The organism is Pseudomonas neuropathica, assembly GCF_015461835.1.
GTDB classification, from domain to species: Bacteria; Pseudomonadota; Gammaproteobacteria; order Pseudomonadales; family Pseudomonadaceae; genus Aquipseudomonas; species Aquipseudomonas neuropathica.
In genome coordinates this window covers 113,943-132,024 of sequence record NZ_JACOPX010000010.1, presented here as the reverse complement: position 1 = coordinate 132,024, position 18,082 = coordinate 113,943, and the positions used below count along the sequence as shown (strand labels likewise).

The 18,082-nt window shown below is 60.4% G+C and carries 16 protein-coding genes; 14 read left to right on the top strand and 2 right to left on the bottom strand.

The genetic code is table 11. From position 1 onward, the window contains the following. Positions 1–207 precede the first annotated feature (207 nt). The 14 genes from arnB (at position 208) to H8F23_RS16300 (ending at position 15,887) form a co-directional block, all read left to right on the top strand. On the top strand, positions 208–1,356 hold the full coding sequence (arnB, locus tag H8F23_RS16365) for a UDP-4-amino-4-deoxy-L-arabinose aminotransferase (protein WP_194935042.1): 1,149 nt from the start codon (positions 208–210) through the stop codon (positions 1,354–1,356). Beyond that, positions 1,353–2,378, top strand: coding sequence for an undecaprenyl-phosphate 4-deoxy-4-formamido-L-arabinose transferase (gene arnC, locus H8F23_RS16360; protein ID WP_194935041.1), 1,026 nt, complete (start codon positions 1,353–1,355; stop codon positions 2,376–2,378). Before arnB ends, arnC begins: the two co-directional genes overlap by 4 nt. Beyond that, complete coding sequence (arnA, locus tag H8F23_RS16355) at positions 2,375–4,366, top strand: bifunctional UDP-4-amino-4-deoxy-L-arabinose formyltransferase/UDP-glucuronic acid oxidase ArnA (RefSeq protein WP_194935040.1); 1,992 nt, start codon at positions 2,375–2,377, stop codon at positions 4,364–4,366. The genes arnC and arnA overlap by 4 nt, the downstream gene beginning before the upstream one ends. Beyond that, on the top strand, positions 4,366–5,250 hold the full coding sequence (gene arnD, locus H8F23_RS16350; RefSeq protein WP_194935039.1) for a 4-deoxy-4-formamido-L-arabinose-phosphoundecaprenol deformylase: 885 nt from the start codon (positions 4,366–4,368) through the stop codon (positions 5,248–5,250). The genes arnA and arnD overlap by 1 nt, the downstream gene beginning before the upstream one ends. After that, complete coding sequence (gene arnT / locus H8F23_RS16345) at positions 5,247–6,899, top strand: lipid IV(A) 4-amino-4-deoxy-L-arabinosyltransferase (RefSeq protein WP_194935038.1); 1,653 nt, start codon at positions 5,247–5,249, stop codon at positions 6,897–6,899. The genes arnD and arnT overlap by 4 nt, the downstream gene beginning before the upstream one ends. Next, positions 6,896–7,240 carry a 4-amino-4-deoxy-L-arabinose-phosphoundecaprenol flippase subunit ArnE gene (arnE, locus tag H8F23_RS16340; RefSeq protein ID WP_194935037.1) on the top strand — a complete coding sequence of 115 codons (345 nt, stop codon included), beginning with the start codon at positions 6,896–6,898 and terminating at the stop codon, positions 7,238–7,240. The genes arnT and arnE overlap by 4 nt, the downstream gene beginning before the upstream one ends. After that, positions 7,237–7,641 carry a 4-amino-4-deoxy-L-arabinose-phosphoundecaprenol flippase subunit ArnF gene (arnF, locus tag H8F23_RS16335; RefSeq protein WP_194935036.1) on the top strand — a complete coding sequence of 135 codons (405 nt, stop codon included), beginning with the start codon at positions 7,237–7,239 and terminating at the stop codon, positions 7,639–7,641. Before arnE ends, arnF begins: the two co-directional genes overlap by 4 nt. Beyond that, positions 7,638–9,017, top strand: coding sequence for a UDP-glucose dehydrogenase family protein (locus H8F23_RS16330; RefSeq protein WP_194935035.1), 1,380 nt, complete (start codon positions 7,638–7,640; stop codon positions 9,015–9,017). The genes arnF and H8F23_RS16330 overlap by 4 nt, the downstream gene beginning before the upstream one ends. Then, positions 8,990–10,609: an ArnT family glycosyltransferase gene (locus tag H8F23_RS16325; protein WP_194935034.1), complete on the top strand. Its 1,620-nt coding sequence runs from the start codon at positions 8,990–8,992 to the stop codon at positions 10,607–10,609. Before H8F23_RS16330 ends, H8F23_RS16325 begins: the two co-directional genes overlap by 28 nt. Positions 10,610–10,645: 36 nt before the next feature. Next, a complete protein-coding gene (locus tag H8F23_RS16320; RefSeq protein WP_194935033.1) occupies positions 10,646–11,164 on the top strand; it encodes a GNAT family N-acetyltransferase in 519 nt (172 codons plus the stop codon). A 200-nt stretch (positions 11,165–11,364) separates the two neighbouring features. Next, the gene (locus H8F23_RS16315; protein WP_194935032.1) at positions 11,365–12,543 is read left to right on the top strand and encodes an MFS transporter; all 1,179 of its coding nucleotides are present in this window, start codon (positions 11,365–11,367) and stop codon (positions 12,541–12,543) included. 157 nt (positions 12,544–12,700) lie between these two features. Next, positions 12,701–13,387, top strand: a complete 687-nt coding sequence (locus H8F23_RS16310; protein ID WP_194935031.1) for an HPP family protein — start codon at positions 12,701–12,703, stop codon at positions 13,385–13,387. 238 nt (positions 13,388–13,625) lie between these two features. Next, positions 13,626–14,732: an enoyl-CoA hydratase/isomerase family protein gene (locus H8F23_RS16305; protein ID WP_194935030.1), complete on the top strand. Its 1,107-nt coding sequence runs from the start codon at positions 13,626–13,628 to the stop codon at positions 14,730–14,732. A gap of 3 nt (positions 14,733–14,735) precedes the next feature. Then, entirely contained in the window at positions 14,736–15,887 is a 1,152-nt protein-coding gene (locus tag H8F23_RS16300; RefSeq protein ID WP_003224706.1) for an acyl-CoA dehydrogenase family protein, read from the top strand. Positions 15,888–16,157: 270 nt separating this feature from the next. Here H8F23_RS16300 and H8F23_RS16295 read toward each other — a convergent pair whose 3' ends face one another. Both H8F23_RS16295 and H8F23_RS16290 read right to left on the bottom strand, forming a co-directional pair. Beyond that, positions 16,158–16,931, bottom strand: a complete 774-nt coding sequence (locus H8F23_RS16295) for an enoyl-CoA hydratase (RefSeq protein WP_194935029.1) — start codon at positions 16,929–16,931, stop codon at positions 16,158–16,160. A gap of 16 nt (positions 16,932–16,947) precedes the next feature. Continuing rightward, positions 16,948–18,075 (bottom strand): acyl-CoA dehydrogenase, encoded by a 1,128-nt coding sequence (locus H8F23_RS16290; RefSeq protein ID WP_194935028.1) that lies wholly within the window; start codon positions 18,073–18,075, stop codon positions 16,948–16,950. Positions 18,076–18,082 lie beyond the last annotated feature (7 nt).

Here is an 18,082-nt window from a genome sequence, read left to right as displayed (position 1 = left end):
TTTCACAAAAACGGGCATAACCTTAATTCCAACAGATCCCGTGCCGGCGCCGTCCAAACTGCCGCGCGAAGCCACAAAAGTCAACCGAACCCCGACGGTAAGTCGTCTCAGCAACTTATTGATGCAAAGGTATTTTTTGCGTCTACGCTGAGATTGGATCCTATCCGGTGAATTGGTTTTCTTCTGATTGTTTGTGATGAGGTGTTCATGAGTCAGGCGTTTCTCCCCTTCTCTCGCCCGAGTATCGGCGATGAAGAAATTGCAGCCGTTGAGCAAGTATTGCGTTCCGGCTGGATCACCACCGGACCAAAAAATCAGGCACTCGAAGAACAATTCGCGCAATACGTTGGCTGTCGTCACGCGGTGGCACTTTCGTCCGCCACCGGAGGCATGCACATTACCTTGCTGGCCCTGGGCATTGGCCCGGGTGACGAAGTCATCACCCCGTCGCAGACCTGGGTCTCGACCGCCAACATGATTTCCCTGCTCGGCGCCACCCCGGTGTTCGTCGACGTTGATCGCGACACCTTGATGACCGATGCCGCGCGCATCGAAGCCGCCATCACCCCACGCACCAAAGCAATCATTCCGGTGCATTACGCCGGCGCCGCATTTGATCTTGATCCGCTGTATGCGCTGGCCGACAAGCACGGCATCGCGGTCATCGAAGACGCCGCCCACGCTGCCGGCACCCGTTACAAGGGCCGCCACGTCGGCTCGCAAGGCACGGCGATTTTCTCCTTCCACGCGATCAAGAACATGACCTGTGCCGAAGGCGCGATGTTCGTCACCGACAACGAAGCCCTGGCTAGCCGTGTGCGCATGCTCAAGTTCCACGGTCTGGGTGTCGACGCCTACGATCGCCTGACCGGTGGCCGCAAGCCGCAGGCGCAAGTGATGGAGCCGGGTTTCAAATACAACCTCGCCGACATCAACGCCGCGATTGCGCTGGTGCAACTGGAGCGCCTGGACGCGATCAACGCGCGCCGCACTGAACTCGCCGCCGCCTACCGGCAAAAACTCGAAGGCCTGCCGGTGCAACCACTGGCGTTGCCCGCCTACGCACAAACCCACGCCTGGCACCTGTTCATCCTGCGCATCGACAGCGAGCGCTGCGGCATGGACCGCGAAGCCTTCATGAAAGGCTTGCAGGACCAGGGCATCGGTACCGGTATCCATTTCATCGCCACCCACCTGCACACCTGGTATCGCCAGCGTGACCCCGATCTGTATCTGCCCAACACCGAATGGAACTCGGCGCGGCTGTGCTCGATTCCGTTGTTCCCCGACATGAGCGATCAAGACCATGATCGCGTGGTCGGTGCCATCGCCACTCTTATGGACAAACGCCCGTGAAACCTTATCCGATCCGCTGTGTGTCGATCGTCATCCCGGTCTACAACGAGCAGGACAGCCTGCCGGAACTGTTGCGACGTACCGAAGCGGCCTGCCGCATGCTGCGTCATGACTATGAAATCGTCCTCGTCGACGACGGCAGCCGTGACGAGTCCGCCAACCTTCTGGAAGAAGCCGCGACCCGTGAAGACAGCCCGTTCGTGGCGGTCATCCTCAACCGTAACTACGGCCAGCACGCAGCAATCATGGCCGGTTTCGAACAATGCAAAGGCGATGTGGTGATCACCCTCGACGCCGACCTGCAGAACCCGCCGGAAGAAATCCCCCGGCTGGTCGCCGAAGCGGAAAAGGGTTACGACGTGGTCGGCACCGTGCGCGGCAACCGCCAGGATTCGGCCCTGCGCCGCTATCCGTCGAAGCTGATCAACCTCGCCGTGCAACGCTCCACCGGCGTCGCCATGAGCGACTACGGCTGCATGCTCCGCGCTTACCGCCGTACGATCATCGACGCAATGCTCGCCTGCCGTGAACGCAGCACCTTCATCCCGATTCTGGCCAACAGCTTCGCCCGCCACACCACCGAAATCGTCGTGGCTCACGCCGAGCGTGAGCACGGCGATTCGAAGTACAGCCCGATGCGCCTGATCAACCTGATGTTCGATCTGGTCACCTGCATGACCACCACGCCGTTGCGCCTGCTGAGCATCGTCGGTTTCACCATGGCCGGGCTTGGATTGCTGTTTGCTTTTGCGTTGATCGTCATGCGTCTGGCCTTCGGTTCCGACTGGGCCGGTGACGGCATGTTCGTGCTGTTCGCCGTGCTCTTCGTGTTCACCGGTGGCCAGTTCATCGGCATGGGCCTGCTCGGCGAATACCTGGGACGCATGTACAGCGACGTGCGCGCCCGCCCGCGTTTCTTCATTGAAAAAGTCTTGCGCAGCCACGCCGCCGAGCCGGCGCCTGCAGTCACCGTTGATGGTCTCTCCACTACTACTTCTACTACCGGTCAGGTTCTCTCATGAGTGCAAAAACTGTTGTCTTCGCCTATCACGATATTGGTTGCGCCGGCATTCAAGCCCTGCTCGACAGCGGCTACGACATCGCGGCGGTGTTCACTCACGCCGATGACCCGAAAGAGAACGCGTTCTACGGATCGGTTGCGCAACTGTGCGCCACCAAAGGCATCCCGGTGCACGCGCCGGAAGACGTCAACCACCCGTTGTGGATCGAGCGGATTGCCAAGCTCGCCCCTGAGTACATGTTCTCTTTCTACTACCGCAACCTGCTGAGCGAGTCGTTACTGGCCGTGGCCAAAAAAGGTGCGTTCAACCTGCACGGTTCGCTGCTGCCAAGCTACCGTGGCCGCGCCCCAGCCAACTGGGTACTGGTCAACGGCGAAAGCGAAACCGGCGTCACTTTGCACCGCATGGTCAAACGTGCCGATGCCGGCGCCATCATTGCCCAGCAGCGTGTCGCCATCGAACGCAGCGACACCGCTTTGAGCCTGCACGGCAAGCTGCGTATCGCCGCGACGGATCTGCTGCGCGACACCTTGCCGGCCATGCTGCAAGGCAAAATCAGCGAAACCGCGCAGGACGAATCGAAAGCCACTGTATTCGGGCGTCGCACCGCAGCGGACGGCAAACTGCTCTGGGCCAAACCGGCCGAGCAGTTGTTCAACCTGGTGCGGGCGGTGACCCAACCGTATCCGGGCGCGTTTTGCGCGGTCGGCGAGCACAAACTCATCGTCTGGAGCGCCGAAGTCGTCAAAGGCAACGACGGTCAGGCGCCGGGCCGGGTGATCAGCGTCGATCCACTGCGCATTGCCTGTGGCGAAGACTCGCTGGTGATCCTCTCCGGCCAGCGCAACGACAACGGCCTGTTCCTCAGTGGCCCACAACTGGCCAACGAACTCGGCCTGGTCGACGGCTCGCTGTTGCGCGGTGCCGAATCCGGCCGTGCGCCACGTCGCACTCGCGTGCTGATCCTTGGCGTCAACGGTTTTATCGGCAATCACTTGTCCGAGCGCCTGCTGCGCGATGACCGCTATGAAGTCTATGGTCTGGACATCGGTTCCGACGCCATCGACCGTCTGCGCAGCCATCCGCACTTCCACTACGTCGAAGGCGACATCAGCATTCACTCCGAGTGGATCGAATACCACATCAAGAAATGCGACGTGGTCCTGCCGCTGGTGGCCATCGCCACGCCGATCGAATACACCCGCAACCCGCTGCGTGTGTTCGAACTCGACTTCGAAGAAAACCTGAAACTGGTGCGCTACTGCGTCAAGTACAACAAGCGCGTGATCTTCCCGTCGACCTCGGAAGTCTATGGCATGTGCCAGGACAAACACTTCGATGAAGACACTTCCAACCTGGTGGTCGGCCCGATCAACAAGCAGCGCTGGATCTACTCCGTGTCCAAGCAACTGCTGGACCGGGTGATCTGGGCCTACGGCGCCAAGGGCTTGAATTTCACCCTGTTCCGCCCGTTCAACTGGATGGGCCCGCGCCTTGACCGTCTGGACTCGGCCCGCATCGGCAGCTCCCGGGCCATCACCCAGTTGATCCTCAACCTGGTCGAAGGCACGCCGATTCGCCTGTTCGACGGTGGCGAGCAGAAACGCTGCTTCACCGACATCGCTGACGGCGTCGAGGCACTGGCGCGGATCATCGATAACGACAACGACGCCTGCAACGGCCAGATCATCAACATCGGCAACCCGGATAACGAAGCCAGCATCCGTCAGTTAGGCGAAGAGCTACTGCGTCAGTTCGAAGCGCACCCGCTGCGTGACAACTTCCCGCCGTTCGCCGGTTTCCGCGACGTGGAAAGCAAGGCGTTCTACGGTGCCGGTTACCAGGACGTGGAGCACCGTAAACCCAGCATTGCCAACGCCAAGCGTCTGCTCGACTGGACGCCGACCGTGGAAATGCGCGAGACCATCGGCAATACGCTCGATTTCTTCTTGCGCGAGGCCATGCTCGAAATCGCGGACAAGAAGTAATGCAGGCAGGACTTCGTATCGACGTCGACACCTACCGCGGCACCCGTGAAGGTGTGCCGCGGCTGCTGGAAATGCTCGACGAGGCGCAGATCAAGGCAACGTTCTTCTTCAGTGTCGGCCCGGACAACATGGGCCGGCATCTGTGGCGCCTGATCCGCCCGCAGTTTCTCTGGAAAATGCTCCGATCCAATGCTGCCGGCCTGTACGGCTGGGACATTCTGCTCGCCGGCACCGCGTGGCCGGGCAAGCCGATCGGCCGCGATCTCGGGCACCTGATGCGTCAGGCCCGCGACGCTGGTCATGAAGTGGGCCTGCATGCGTGGGATCACCACGGCTGGCAGGCCAATGCCGGGCGCTGGAGCAATGCGCAATTGATCGAGCAGATCCGTCAGGGCGTCGACACCTTGAGCGACATTCTCGGCGAGAAAGTCGAGTGCTCGGCCGCCGCCGGTTGGCGTGCGGACGAACGCGTGATCGAGGCCAAGCAAGCCTTCGGCTTTCGCTACAACAGCGATTGCCGGGGGTCGCGTCTGTTTCGTCCGATGCTGGCCGACGGCACGCCGGGCACCCCGCAGATTCCGGTGGACCTGCCGACCTTCGACGAAGTCGTCGGCCCGATCGTAGCGGCGCGGGATTTCAACGGTTTCATCCTTGATCACTTTCGCCCGCAACAACTCAACGTCTACACCATTCACGCCGAAGTAGAAGGGATTCTGATGGCTGAGGATTTTCGTCAATTGCTGGCCGATGCGCGCCAACGCAATATCGACTTCAAACCACTGGGCGACTTGCTGCCCGAGTTTTTCAACACCTTGCCCGTGGGTCGCGTGCAACGCGGCGCCCTCGACGGCCGTGAAGGCTGGCTGGGAGTGCAAGGCGCATGATTAAACGCTGGACGCTGCCACTGCTGTTGCTGGGTATTTGCTTGCTGGCCTATCTGCTGCCGCTGGGCACGCACGGTTTGTGGATTCCTGATGAGACCCGTTACGCACAGATCAGCCAGGACATGCTGCTCAGTGGCAACTGGGTGTCGCCGCACTTCATGAGCCTGCGTTATTTCGAGAAGCCGATTGCCGGTTACTGGATGATCGCGCTGGGTCAGCAGTTGTTCGGGCAGAACCTGTTCGGCGTGCGCTTTGCGTCGGCGCTAAGCACTGGGTTGAGCGTGCTGTTGTGCTATCTGCTCGCCCGGCGTTTGTGGAACGAACCGCGTAAAAGCTTCGTCTGCGCCCTGCTCTACATGAGTTTCACTATCGTCGCCGGTCAGGCTGGTTACGCCAACCTCGATCCGCAGTTCACCTTTTGGGTCAACCTGAGTCTGGTGGCGCTGTGGTTTGCCGTCGACAGCCACACCAACGGCAAGCGCATGGCGGCCTGGGCTGTATTGGGGCTGGCGTGTGGCATGGGTTTCATGACCAAAGGCTTTCTCGCCTGGTTGCTGCCGGTGCTGATCGCCCTGCCGTGGATGCTTTGGCAAAAACGCTGGCGTGAACTGCTGATGTTCGGCCCGGTGGCGATTGCCGTGGCGATCCTCGTCAGCCTGCCGTGGGTGCTCGCGGTGCATGCTCAGGAGCCGGACTACTGGCGGTTCTTCTTCTGGCACGAGCACATCCGCCGCTTTGCCGGTGACGATGCGCAACACGATGCGCCCTGGTGGTTCTACCTGCCACTGCTGGTGGCGTTCAGTCTGCCGTGGGTGGGGCTGCTGCCGACCGCGTTCAAACAAGCCTGGCAAAGCCGTGCGCAGCCGAAAGTGGTCTTTGTGCTGCTCTGGCTGGCGATGCCGCTGGGGTTTTTCAGCCTGGCCAACGGCAAACTGCCGACTTACATCCTGCCGTGCCTGCTGCCGGTAGCGTTGTTGCTGGGCAATGCGCTCGCCGACCGTTTGCGCCTGGAGCAAGGACGTGCGCTGAGCATCAATGGCCTGCTCAATCTGGCGCTGGGCATCGTGTTGCTGATCGCGCTGGTTTATCTGCAACTGACCAAACCGGTTTACGACCACGAACTGCACAGCATGGTGCTGGTGTTTATCGCACTGATCGGCTGGATCATCGCCAACCTGTTGCAAGCCTTTCTGCCGCTGCAATGCTGGGCAGCACCGGCGCTGGGCAGCCTGTTGCTGATTGCGGTGTTGCCGGCGGCGCTGCCGAAATCGGTGGTCGCCAACAAGATGCCGGATCAGTTCATCAAGCATCACGTCACCGAACTGGCGCAGACCACCCACTTGCTGAGCAACGATCTGGGCGCTGCTTCGGCACTGGCCTGGCGCCTGAAAACGCCGCAAGTGGCGTTGTACAACACGATAGGCGAACTGAAATATGGCCTTGCCTATCCTGATGGCATTCAACAGCGGGTTGACACCAAAGACGTGCAACAGTGGATGCGCGAGGCGCGCCGCAGCGGTTCGGTCGGCGTGGTGATGCGCGTCAAGGGGCAGGACGAACTGGACGAAATCGACAAGTTGCCCAAGGACGGCCTCCGTTACGAACAGGGCAACCTGGTGATCATGATCCTGCCCAAGGAGGCGTCATGAGCCTGTTGTTGCTGTTGGCCGCGTGCCTGCTGACCTGCCTCGGGCAGGTGGCGCAGAAGTACGCCGTGGAGAGCTGGCGCGGCGTCGAGTCGGGCTGGTCCGAAAAGCTGCGTACGCCGTGGTTGTGGCTGGCCCTGCTCGCTCTCGGCTCAGGTCTGTTGGTCTGGTTGCTGGTGTTGCAGCGTCTGGAAGTCGGCATCGCCTACCCAATGCTCAGCCTCAACTTCGTGCTGATCACCCTGATTGCGCGCTTCGTCTTCCGTGAACCCATCGACCGCCAGCATTGGTTTGGCGTGGCATTGGTGATCGGCGGCGTGGCTTTGCTGGGGCAACAGTCATGAATCAACGTCGCGGCATCACCTTCGCGCTGGGCAGCGTGTTCCTCGTCAGCGCTGCGCAACTGGGCATGCGCTGGAGCATGACCCGCCTGCCCGTGCCGGAACAATGGCTGCACATCGACAGCCTCGACTGGCGGGCGCTGGCCGTGGTCATTGCAGCGGTTTTTGCCTACGCCCTGTCGATGCTTTGCTGGCTCACCGCCCTGCGCGATCTGCCCCTGGGCCGGGCTTACTCACTGCTGAGCATCAGCTATGCGCTGGTGTATCTGCTGGCGGCCAGTCTGCCGCTGTTCAACGAATCCTTCAGTTTCACTAAATCACTGGGCGTGGCGCTGGTCATGCTCGGGGTCATCACCATCAACACTCGTCCGGCTCGTGCGCCCGAATTCAGGAGTGCTCCATGAAAATCACAGTATTTGGCAGCGGTTACGTCGGTCTGGTGCAAGCGGCTGTGTTGGCCGAGGTCGGCCATGATGTCGTGTGCATGGACGTCGACCAGAAGAAGGTCGACCTGTTGCGCCAGGGTCATGTCAGCATTTTTGAACCGGGGCTGGCCAGCCTCGTTCGTGAGGGTCTGGATTCGAAACGCCTGCAATTCACCACCGATGAAAAACTCGCCGTGCAACACGGTCGGGTCGCGTTTATCGCCGTGGGTACGCCGTCGCGTGAGGACGGTTCGGCAGATCTGCGCTACGTGCTTTCGGTCGGCGATGCGATTGCCCGCCATCGTGAGCAGCCGTTGATCATCGTCGAGAAATCCACGGTGCCCGTGGGCACTGGCGACACCCTGCGCGCGCACATCGAAAAAGCGCTGGTCAAGGTCGGCCGCCTGCTGCAGTTCGATATCGTTTCCAACCCGGAATTCCTCAAGGAAGGCTCGGCCGTTGCTGACTGCCGCCGTCCGGACCGTATCGTCATCGGCTGCGAAGGCGATGAAGTGCGCGACGTGATGCGCGATCTGTACTCGCCATTCAACCGTAACCATGACCGCATCATGTTCATGGACCTGCGCAGCGCCGAGCTGACCAAGTACGCCGCCAACTGCATGCTGGCGACCAAGATCAGTTTCATCAACCAGATCGCCGAACTCGCCGAACACCTGGGCGCCGACATCGAATCGGTGCGCCAGGGCATCGGCGCCGACACGCGCATCGGTTACCACTTCATCTATCCGGGCTGCGGTTATGGCGGCTCGTGCTTCCCCAAAGACATGCGCGCGTTGATCCACAGCGCCGAAGAAGCGCACTGCTCCAGCGATTTGCTGCAAGCGGTCGAAGCGATCAACCAGCGGCAGAAACACAAGTTGTTCGAGCGCATCAACGCGTTCTACAAGGGTGACCTGCGCGGCAAGACTTTCGCTCTGTGGGGCCTGGCGTTCAAACCCAACACCGATGACATGCGCGATGCGCCAAGCCGTGTCCTGCTCGAAGAACTGTGGGCCGCCGGTGCCAGCGTGCGCGCCTTCGACCCGGAAGCCATGCAGGAAACCCAGAACCTTTACCCGGACGAGTCGAAGCTGATGTTGATGGGCACGCCGGAATCGGTACTGCCCGGCGCCGACGCACTGATCATCTGCACCGAATGGCAGCAGTTCAAGGCGCCGGATTTCGATCTGATCAAACAGCGCCTCAACACCCCGGTGATCTTCGACGGGCGCAACCTGTACGACGCCGAGCGTCTGGCACGCAATGGTTTCCAATACTTCCCGATGGGCCGTGGCGAATCGCGTAAGTTGCCGATCCCGCTGCAACAATGGCCACACGCGTCCGACGTCGCTTGATCAGCTTATCGCCTGAGATTCGCCGGCAGTCCCTGATCGCGGGGCTGCTGGCGTTTTTAGTGTTCATGGCCGGGGTCTACGGGCAGGCCCCGATCGGTTTCGATTCGCGGTTCGTGTTGTTCGCGCAAGAAATGCTGCGCCATGGGCCGACGGTGTTTCCGACCACCTATGGTCAACCGTATGCGGATTATTCAGCGGTTTCGACGCTGTTCATCTGGCTGCTGTCGCTGCCGTTCGGCGCGGTGAATGCGTTTACGGCGTGGGCGCCAAGTGCCGTCGCCGGCGCGCTGATCGTGACGCTGATGTACCGACTGCTGGCGCCGCACTCGCGGCGTTGGGCGTTGATCAGTATTGCGTTGCTGATGCTCACCAGCGGTTTCGTCACTGAAGTGCGCGCGGTGTCGCAGGACTTGATGCTCGCGGCAGTGGCCTTCGCGGTGTTCTATCTGGGTTATGCCCATGAGCATTTTGCCGGCAGGCGTCACTGGCCGCTGATCTTCGCGTTGTTGCTGCTCGGCTTCGGCATTCGCGGGCCAATTGGTCTGGTGGTGCCGACCGGCATGCTGTGCAGCTATTACCTGCTCAACCGTGAGTGGTCGCGACTGCTGGTGTTCGGCGTACTGGCTTCGCTGCTGCTCGCAGCCTGCGTCGGTCTGCTGTTGTGGCTGGCGAAACTCAGCGGTGGCCCAATCTTCTTGCAGGACGTGATCCGCATGCAGTTCATGGGGCGCATGGACGGCAGCGAAGGCGTCAGCGGTTCGCTGTATTACTTCACCAGTTCGTTCGGCAACTACGCGCTGGCCTATCCGCTGGCATTGCTGGTACTGGTGGCGGCCTGGCTGAGCAAGCCGCAGCAACGTGGCCCGGCGCTGCGTCTGGTGCAGTACTGCGCGGCGGCGGGACTGATTGTGATGGTCGGCCTGTCGATTCCTCAAGCGAAGAAAGCGCGGTATCTGCTGCCGATGCTGCCGATGGCGGCGATCATTGCGGCGTATCCGTTTCAGGTTGCGCATGGGCGGGTGTTCCGCTATTTGCGCGGCTTGATCATGGGCTTGTGGCTGGTCACACCGGGCTTGCTGCTGGTGGTTTTGCTGATCGCTCAACGGCGCTTTCCCGAGCATTTGAGTGACGTGTCTTGGGTGTTGATCGTGCTGGGCCTGCTGCAACTCTTGGCGTTGTCGCGATTGTTGCTCCCACGTTGGCGTGTCGAGGTATTGGCGTTGTCTGCGGTGTTGGCGTTGTGGACGGTGTACGCGGCAGTGTTCGAACCGGTGGAGCGGCGTTTGTACGACACCCAGGCATTCAGTCACGCGGTGTTCGCCCAGGTTCAACAAAACCCGGCGCCGCTGGTGCTGCACGGTATGGGCAAGGACGCGAAAGCGATCAAGTTCATGGTCAATATCGAGCAGGATCTGCAACCGCAGTTCAGCGACTCGATCCAGCAACTGGAGACGCTCAAAGGTCCGGCGTGGCTGATGATGGATCGCAGTGATCTGCCATCTCTCAAGGGCACGCCGCTGGAAACCGCGCAGCCGGTGTTGAACGGGCGTTTTGATAAAAACGACTATGTATTGCTGTGGCTGAAACCGTAACCTGTCGAGCTTTTGACCGACAGGATGCGCCTCAACATGACCGTCGACGTACGCCGCGCCAGCCCTGCTGACGCGGTTGCCCTCCCCGCGATCGAGCGTTCGGCCGCGCAATTGTTTCGTCTTGAACCGCCGTTGGCGTGGCTGGCTGATGCCGGGGTGCCCGATGCTGCCCAACATCTGCAGGCCATCGAACAGGCATACGTGTGGGTTGCTGAAAATAGCGATGGGCAACTGACTGGATTTGTTCGTGCTGTAGACGTTGATCAGCACATGCACATTGAGGAGCTATCCGTCAGTCAGGCTTTTCAAGGACAAGGCATGGGTCGCGCACTGGTTGCGGCAGTCATTGAACAAGCGCGCGTGATGCAGTTGACCTCAGTGACGCTGACTACCTTCCGCGATCTGCCGTGGAATGCACCGTTTTATCAACGGATGGGATTTGTCGAGCTGACGCATGCACACACCGACCGCCGTTTGCGCGATGCGCTGCAAGCCGAGGTCCTCTTCGGCTTTCCCGCAGAGCGCCGCTGCGCCATGCGCCTGCCCCTTTCCTGAAGACCACACAAATCCCCTGTAGGCGTGAGCCTGCTCGCGATTGGGGTGGGTCAGAGAAATCAATGTTGACTGACGCTCCGCTATCGCGAGCAGGCTCACACCTACAAAGGAAATGCGTTGTAGCGGCTTGACCGGTGGTGGATGCCCGGTGAGGATGGCGTACGCCCGCCAGGCATTTGAAATAAGGACATTGACCCTTCGTGGCTACCTACTCGCGCCTCATCCGCCGGTTGATGATCAGTTCGCTGACCGTCGTCATCAGCCGCGCGCTGATCAGCCCGCTACTGACGCTGTTCCTCAGCAACAAGCTCGACCTCAACCCGCAAGACGTCGGCCTGCTGCTGGGGATCGCGGTGTTCAGCGCCACGTTGTTGTCGCTCTACGGTGGTTACATCATCGATCGGCTGGACAAGCGCCAGTTGCTGATCCTGACCATGCTTTCCAGCGGTATCGGTCTGATCCTGCTGACCTTCGCGCAGAATCTGTACCTGGTCACTCTGGTGCTGATCATCAGCGAAACGGCGTCAGCACTGTTCCTGATCTGCTCCAAAGCCATCCTCAGTGAAAACCTGCCAGTGGGCCAGCGAGTCAAGGCGTTTTCCCTGAACTACACGCTGACCAACATCGGTTACGCCGTCGGCCCGATGATCGGCGTGGTGATTGCTGGCATTCAGCCGTCAGCGCCGTTTATCGTCGCGGGCGCGATTGCCATCGGGAGCATCTTTCTGCTGCTCGGTGCCACGCGTGAAGTGAATCCGGTCTCGGCAATCGCTGCGCCACCCAGCTTTCTGAAAACCCTGATCATCCTGAAAAACGACCGCACGATGATCCTGTTTACCTTGGGCTGCCTGCTCAGCACGCTGGTGCACGGGCGTTTCACCCTGTACCTGTCGCAGTACCTGCTGGTCACCCACACCCAGCAACAGACGCTGGATACCATGGCCGCCCTCCTTGCCTGCAACGCGATCACAGTGATTGTGTTGCAGTACCAGATCGGTCGATTACTCACCCGCGAGCATCTGCGCCACTGGATTGTTGGCGGCACCGCGTTGTTCATCGTCGGGCTGATCGGCTTCAGTCTGGCTGACAGCCTGGTCGGCTGGTGCGTGGCGATGTTCATCTTCACCTTGGGCGAGATGATCATTTACCCGGCCGACTTTCTGTTTGTCGACACCCTCGCCCCGGAAGAATTGCGCGGTAGCTATTACGGCGCGCAGAACCTGGCCGCGCTTGGCGGTGCGTTCAGTCCGGTCATGTGCGGGTTTCTGCTGATGCACACGCCGGCACCGAGCATGTTCTATGCCTTGAGCGCACTGGCGGCTGTGGGCGGCTATTTGTGTTTCGTCAGTGGCCGTCGCGCCGCTTCAATTCAAAATTAATGCACTAAATCTGCATTAATATGAATTTGTCAGCATCGAGTTTGCCCGGCACACTGTGCGCGTTCCTCCCCCAATGTTGGAACACTTCGAGGGCTTTCCGGATATGCCGGACAAGTCCTTTTTTTTGCCTCGAATTTGCTGCAAGGATCGGATTCACATGCTCGCTCGCTGGTTGCCCGCCGCCATCAACACCCGTCCCACCGAATGGAGCCGCGCCGCCATCGGCATGGCGTTGGGCACGTTGTTCAGTGTGTGGTTGTGCGCGCAGGTGTTCGGCCATGAGGTCGCCTATCACCTGATCGGCCCGCTGGGCGCATCGGCGGTGTTGCTGTTCGCTGTGTCCTCCGGCGCCCTCGCCCAGCCGTGGTCGATTGTCGGTGGCTATTTATGTGCTGGCGTGGTCGCGTTGCTGGTGGCGCATGTGCTTGGCCGAACCCTTGGCAGCGCCTGTCTGGCGGCGGGTGTGGCGCTGATCCTGATGTGCTGGCTGCGCTGCCTGCATCCGCCCGCTGGCGCGTTGGCCCTGACGCTGGTGCTGGCCGATCCGGCGACCATCGCCATGGACTGGAAAGCCATGGAACCGGTGATGCTCGGCGCGGCGTGCATGCTGCTCAGCGCGCTTGCCTACAACAACCTGACGCGCATTCGTTATCCAAAACGACCGGCTGAACCGGCGCCGATCGTTGCGCCCGTCGACAGTCAGGCCATCACCGCCGAAGACCTCAAGCTCGCGTTGGCCGACATGGAAGCTTTCATCGACATCACCCCCGAAGATCTCGAACAACTGATCCACGCCAGTGAACTGCACGCCAAGCGCCGCAGCATTACCCAAACCTTCACCTGACTCCGTGTAGGAGCTGCCGAAGGCTGCGATCTTTTGATTTTGTTATTTAAGGTCAAGATCAAAAGATCGCAGCCTGCGGCAGCTCCTACATGAGCCCGCGTACAATTTCGACCAAGGTAAAAACGCAAACTCCCCCTGCGAATATCCCGGTTGTACATGGCAAATTTGCACTGTTACGATCGGCTAACGCTCGCGCGCGAGCTTCTCGAATAAAGACAATAAAAGCAGGGAGTTACTGATGACAGCTCAGGCTTCATCCCCGCGGACCCCGTCCATGGATGCCACGCAAAACGAAGTGCTGGCCGAGGTTCGCAATCATATCGGTCACCTGACCCTCAACCGCCCCGCCGGTCTCAATGCCATTACCCTCGACATGGTGCGCTTGCTGCAACAGCAGCTCGACGCCTGGGCGACTGACGCCGATGTTCACGCCGTGGTCCTGCGCGGTGCCGGTGAAAAAGCCTTCTGTGCCGGTGGCGACATTCGGTCCCTGTACGACAGTTTCAAAAGCGGCGACACGCTGCACGAAGATTTCTTCGTCGAGGAATACGCCCTCGACCTGACGATTCATCACTACCGCAAACCGGTATTGGCGCTGATGGACGGTTTCGTCCTCGGCGGCGGCATGGGCCTGGTGCAAGGCGCCGATCTGCGTGTGGTCACCGAGAAGAGCCGTCTGGCCATGCCAGAAGTGGCCATCGGTTATTTCCCTGATGTCGGTGGCAGCTATTTCCTGCCGCGCATTCCCGGTGAGTTGGGCATCTATCTGGGGGTCAGCGGCGTGCAGATCCGTGCCGCCGACGCGCTGTATTGCGGCTTGGCCGACTGGTATCTGGACAGCAGCAAACTGGCGCTGCTCGACGAAAGACTCGATCAGATGGAATGGCAGGACACACCGCTCAAGGCCCTGCAAAACCTGCTGGCCAAACACGCGGTGCAAACCTTGCCCGATGCGCCACTTGAGGCTTTGCGCCCGGCCATCGACCATTTCTTCGCCCTGCCGGACGTACCGAGCATGGTCGAGCAGTTACGCGCAGTGACGGTTGCCAACAGCCACGAATGGGCGACCACAACGGCTGATCTGCTGGAAACCCGCTCGCCGTTGGCCATGGCGGTGACCCTGGAGATGCTGCGTCGCGGCCGCCACTTGAGCCTGGAACAGTGCTTCGCGCTGGAACTGCATCTGGATCGCCAGTGGTTCGCCCGCGGCGACCTGATCGAAGGCGTCCGCGCCCTGCTGATCGATAAAGACAAGACACCTCGCTGGAACCCGCCGACCCTCGCTGCGCTGGACGCAGAGCATGTCGCGAGTTTCTTCCACGGGTTTGCTGAGAGCGGGAGCTGAGCCATGCACGATCTCGAACTGACTGAAGAACAAGTGATGATCCGCGACATGGCCCGGGACTTTGCCCGTGGCGAAATCGCGCCCCATGCGCAGGCGTGGGAAAAGGCTGGCTGGATCGACGACGCGCTGGTGGCGAAGATGGGTGAACTCGGTTTGCTCGGCATGGTGGTGCCCGAGGAATGGGGTGGCACTTACGTCGATTACGTTGCCTACGCCTTGGCTGTGGAAGAGATTTCCGCCGGTGACGGCGCAACCGGCGCCTTCATGAGTATCCATAACTCGGTCGGCTGCGGCCCGGTGCTCAATTACGGCAGCGAAGCGCAAAAACAGACCTGGCTGGCGGATCTGGCCAGTGGGCAAACCATCGGCTGTTTCTGCCTGACCGAACCGCAGGCCGGTTCCGAGGCGCACAACCTGCGTACCCGCGCCGAACTACGCGACGGCCAGTGGGTGATCAACGGCGCCAAGCAATTTGTCAGCAACGGCAAACGGGCGAAACTGGCGATCGTCTTTGCCGTGACCGATCCGGATCTGGGCAAGAAAGGTATTTCGGCGTTTCTGGTGCCGACCGATACAGCGGGGTTTATCGTCGATCGCACCGAGCACAAGATGGGCATCCGCGCCTCCGATACCTGCGCGGTGACGCTGAACAACTGCAGCATTCCCGAGGCCAATCTGCTCGGTGAACGCGGCAAAGGTCTGGCCATCGCCCTGTCCAACCTTGAAGGAGGACGCATCGGCATCGCTGCGCAAGCATTGGGCATCGCCCGTGCCGCGTTTGAAGCGGCGCTGGTGTATTCGCGCGATCGCATCCAGTTCGGCAAACCGATCAACGAGCACCAGAGCATCGCCAATCTGTTGGCCGACATGCACATGCAAATCAACGCGGCACGCCTGATGATCCTGCATGCGGCGCGACTGCGCACGGCGGGCAAACCGTGTTTGTCGGAGGCGTCACAGGCCAAACTGTTTGCGTCGGAAATGGCCGAGAAGGTCTGTTCGTCAGCGATTCAGATTCATGGCGGGTATGGGTATCTGGAGGATTACCCGGTCGAGAAGTATTACCGCGATGCGCGGATTACCCAGATCTATGAAGGGTCGAGCGAGATTCAGCGGATGGTGATTGCGCGGGAGCTGAAGAACTATCAGTTGTAACGGTGTTGGCCCCTTTCCCTCACCCCAGCCCTCTCCCGGAGGAAGAGGGGGCCGACCGAGGTGTCTGGCGTCATACATCGACCTGAAAGACCGAGGCGATTATGGATTGGGTAAACCAGGTCGATCAGGGATTCAGTAAAGTTCTCTCAGGTCGGCGTAAATCTGAAATATCCCCCAATCAGTCCCCTCTCCCTCCGGGAGAGGGTTAGGGGCTTTTGATTTTGATTTAAATCAAGCCTGCTCGCGAAGGCGTCAGCTCAGGCACCGCATTTATTTGCCTTTGAACTCAGCCTCACGCTTGGCAATAAAAGCCGCCATCCCTTCCTTCTGATCCTGCGTCGCGAACGCCGCATGGAACACCCGGCGCTCAAAGCGCACGCCCTCAGTCAGATTGACCTCAAAGGCTCGGTTGACACTTTCCTTGACCATCATCGCAATCGGCAACGACTTGCTGGCAATCACTGCGGCCACTTTCAGCGCTTCATCCAACAACTCATCGCTCGGCACAATCCGCGCAACGATGCCGCAACGCTCGGCCTCCACCGCATCGATCATGCGTCCGCTCAGGCACATTTCCATGGCTTTCGCCTTGCCGACGGCGCGGGTCAGACGCTGGGTGCCGCCCATGCCCGGCAGTACACCGAGGTTGATTTCCGGCTGACCGAATCTGGCGTTGTCACCGGCCAGAATGAAGTCGCACATCAACGCCAGTTCACAACCACCGCCAAGGGCAAAGCCGTTGACGGCGCCAATGATCGGCTTACGCCGGTTGGCCACGCGATCGCTGTCGCTGAACAGATCGTCCATGTAGATCTGCGGGTAGGTCAGCTCGGCCATTTCCTTGATGTCGGCGCCAGCGGCAAAGGCCTTTTTCGAACCGGTGAGAACGATGCAGCCAATGTTCGCATCCGCTTCCAGCGCATCCAGGGCCTGGTTCACTTCGCTGACCAGTTGCGCATTCAGGGCATTCAACGCCTGCGGACGGTTGAGGGTGATGAGGCCAACGCGGCCATGGGTTTCCAGCAGAATGGTTTCGTACGTCATGAATCAAAATTCCTTATTAAAGATTGCGCGAAATGACCATGCGCTGAATATCGCTGGTGCCTTCGTAGATCTGGCACACGCGCACATCGCGGTAGATGCGCTCCAGCGGGAAGTCGTTGAGGTAACCGTAACCGCCGAGGGTTTGCAACGCCATCGAGCAGACCTTTTCGGCCATTTCCGAGGCGAACAGTTTGGCCATCGACGCCTCGACCAGTGCCGGTTGCCCACCGTCACGCAGGGCTGCCGCGTAATGCACCATTTGCCGGGCGACGGCGATCTGCGTGGCCATGTCGGCGAGGCGGAAAGCCACGGCCTGATGCTCGATGATCGGCTTGCCGAAGGTGTCGCGTTCACGGGCGTAATCACGCGCCGCTTCAAACGCCGCGCGAGCCATGCCCACCGCTTGCGAAGCGATGCCGACGCGACCGCCTTCAAGGTTGGCCAGAGCAATCTTGTAGCCCTCGCCCTCTTCACCCAGGCGGTTGGCCACCGGCACTTTCACATCTTCAAAGAGGATCTGGCAGGTGTCGGAGGCGTGTTGGCCGAGCTTGTCTTCGACGCGAGCGACTTTATAGCCCGGTGAATCAGTCGGCACGATAAACGCGCTGATGCCGCGCTTGCCGGCGCTCGGATCAGTGACCGCAAACACAATCACGATCCCGGCGTTCTGTCCGGAGGTGATGAACTGTTTGCAGCCGTTCAGCACATAGTGATCGCCTTCCAGGCGTGCGCGGGTTTTCAGGCTGCTGGCGTCGGAACCGGCCTGTGGTTCGGTCAATGCAAAGGCACCGAGCATGGCGCCGCTGGCCAACGGTTTGAGGAAGCGTTCACGCTGATCGTCGTTGCCGAACTTGAGGATCGGCACGCAGCCGACCGAGTTGTGCACGCTCATGATCGTCGAACAGGCGCCGTCGCCGGCGGCGATTTCTTCCAGAGCCATGGCGTACGCCAGGTAACCGGTGTCGCAACCGCCCCACTGCTCCGGCACGAGCATGCCGAAGAAGCCCAGTTCGGCCATTTCAGCGATGGCTGCCTTGGGGAAACGGTGCTCGCGATCCCACTCGGCGGCGAACGGCTTCAAGCGTTCCTCGGCAAATTGCCGGGCCATATCACGGATCTGGGTTTGGTCTTCGTTGGGAATCATGGTGAAT

Excerpts from the sequence above, each read along its gene's own strand:
- arnB (WP_194935042.1), top strand. The coding sequence starts at position 208 with ATGAGTCAGGCGTTTCTCCCCTTCTCTCGCCCGAGTATCGGCGATGAA.
- H8F23_RS16290 (WP_194935028.1), bottom strand. The coding sequence starts at position 18,075 with ATGATTCCCAACGAAGACCAAACCCAGATCCGTGATATGGCCCGGCAA.
- H8F23_RS16325 (WP_194935034.1), top strand. The coding sequence starts at position 8,990 with ATGGCCACACGCGTCCGACGTCGCTTGATCAGCTTATCGCCTGAGATT.
- H8F23_RS16320 (WP_194935033.1), top strand. The coding sequence starts at position 10,646 with ATGACCGTCGACGTACGCCGCGCCAGCCCTGCTGACGCGGTTGCCCTC.
- arnF (WP_194935036.1), top strand. The coding sequence starts at position 7,237 with ATGAATCAACGTCGCGGCATCACCTTCGCGCTGGGCAGCGTGTTCCTC.
- H8F23_RS16300 (WP_003224706.1), top strand. The coding sequence starts at position 14,736 with ATGCACGATCTCGAACTGACTGAAGAACAAGTGATGATCCGCGACATG.
- H8F23_RS16330 (WP_194935035.1), top strand. The coding sequence starts at position 7,638 with ATGAAAATCACAGTATTTGGCAGCGGTTACGTCGGTCTGGTGCAAGCG.
- arnD (WP_194935039.1), top strand. The coding sequence starts at position 4,366 with ATGCAGGCAGGACTTCGTATCGACGTCGACACCTACCGCGGCACCCGT.
- arnE (WP_194935037.1), top strand. The coding sequence starts at position 6,896 with ATGAGCCTGTTGTTGCTGTTGGCCGCGTGCCTGCTGACCTGCCTCGGG.
- H8F23_RS16295 (WP_194935029.1), bottom strand. The coding sequence starts at position 16,931 with ATGACGTACGAAACCATTCTGCTGGAAACCCATGGCCGCGTTGGCCTC.
- H8F23_RS16305 (WP_194935030.1), top strand. The coding sequence starts at position 13,626 with ATGACAGCTCAGGCTTCATCCCCGCGGACCCCGTCCATGGATGCCACG.
- arnT (WP_194935038.1), top strand. The coding sequence starts at position 5,247 with ATGATTAAACGCTGGACGCTGCCACTGCTGTTGCTGGGTATTTGCTTG.
- arnA (WP_194935040.1), top strand. The coding sequence starts at position 2,375 with ATGAGTGCAAAAACTGTTGTCTTCGCCTATCACGATATTGGTTGCGCC.
- H8F23_RS16310 (WP_194935031.1), top strand. The coding sequence starts at position 12,701 with ATGCTCGCTCGCTGGTTGCCCGCCGCCATCAACACCCGTCCCACCGAA.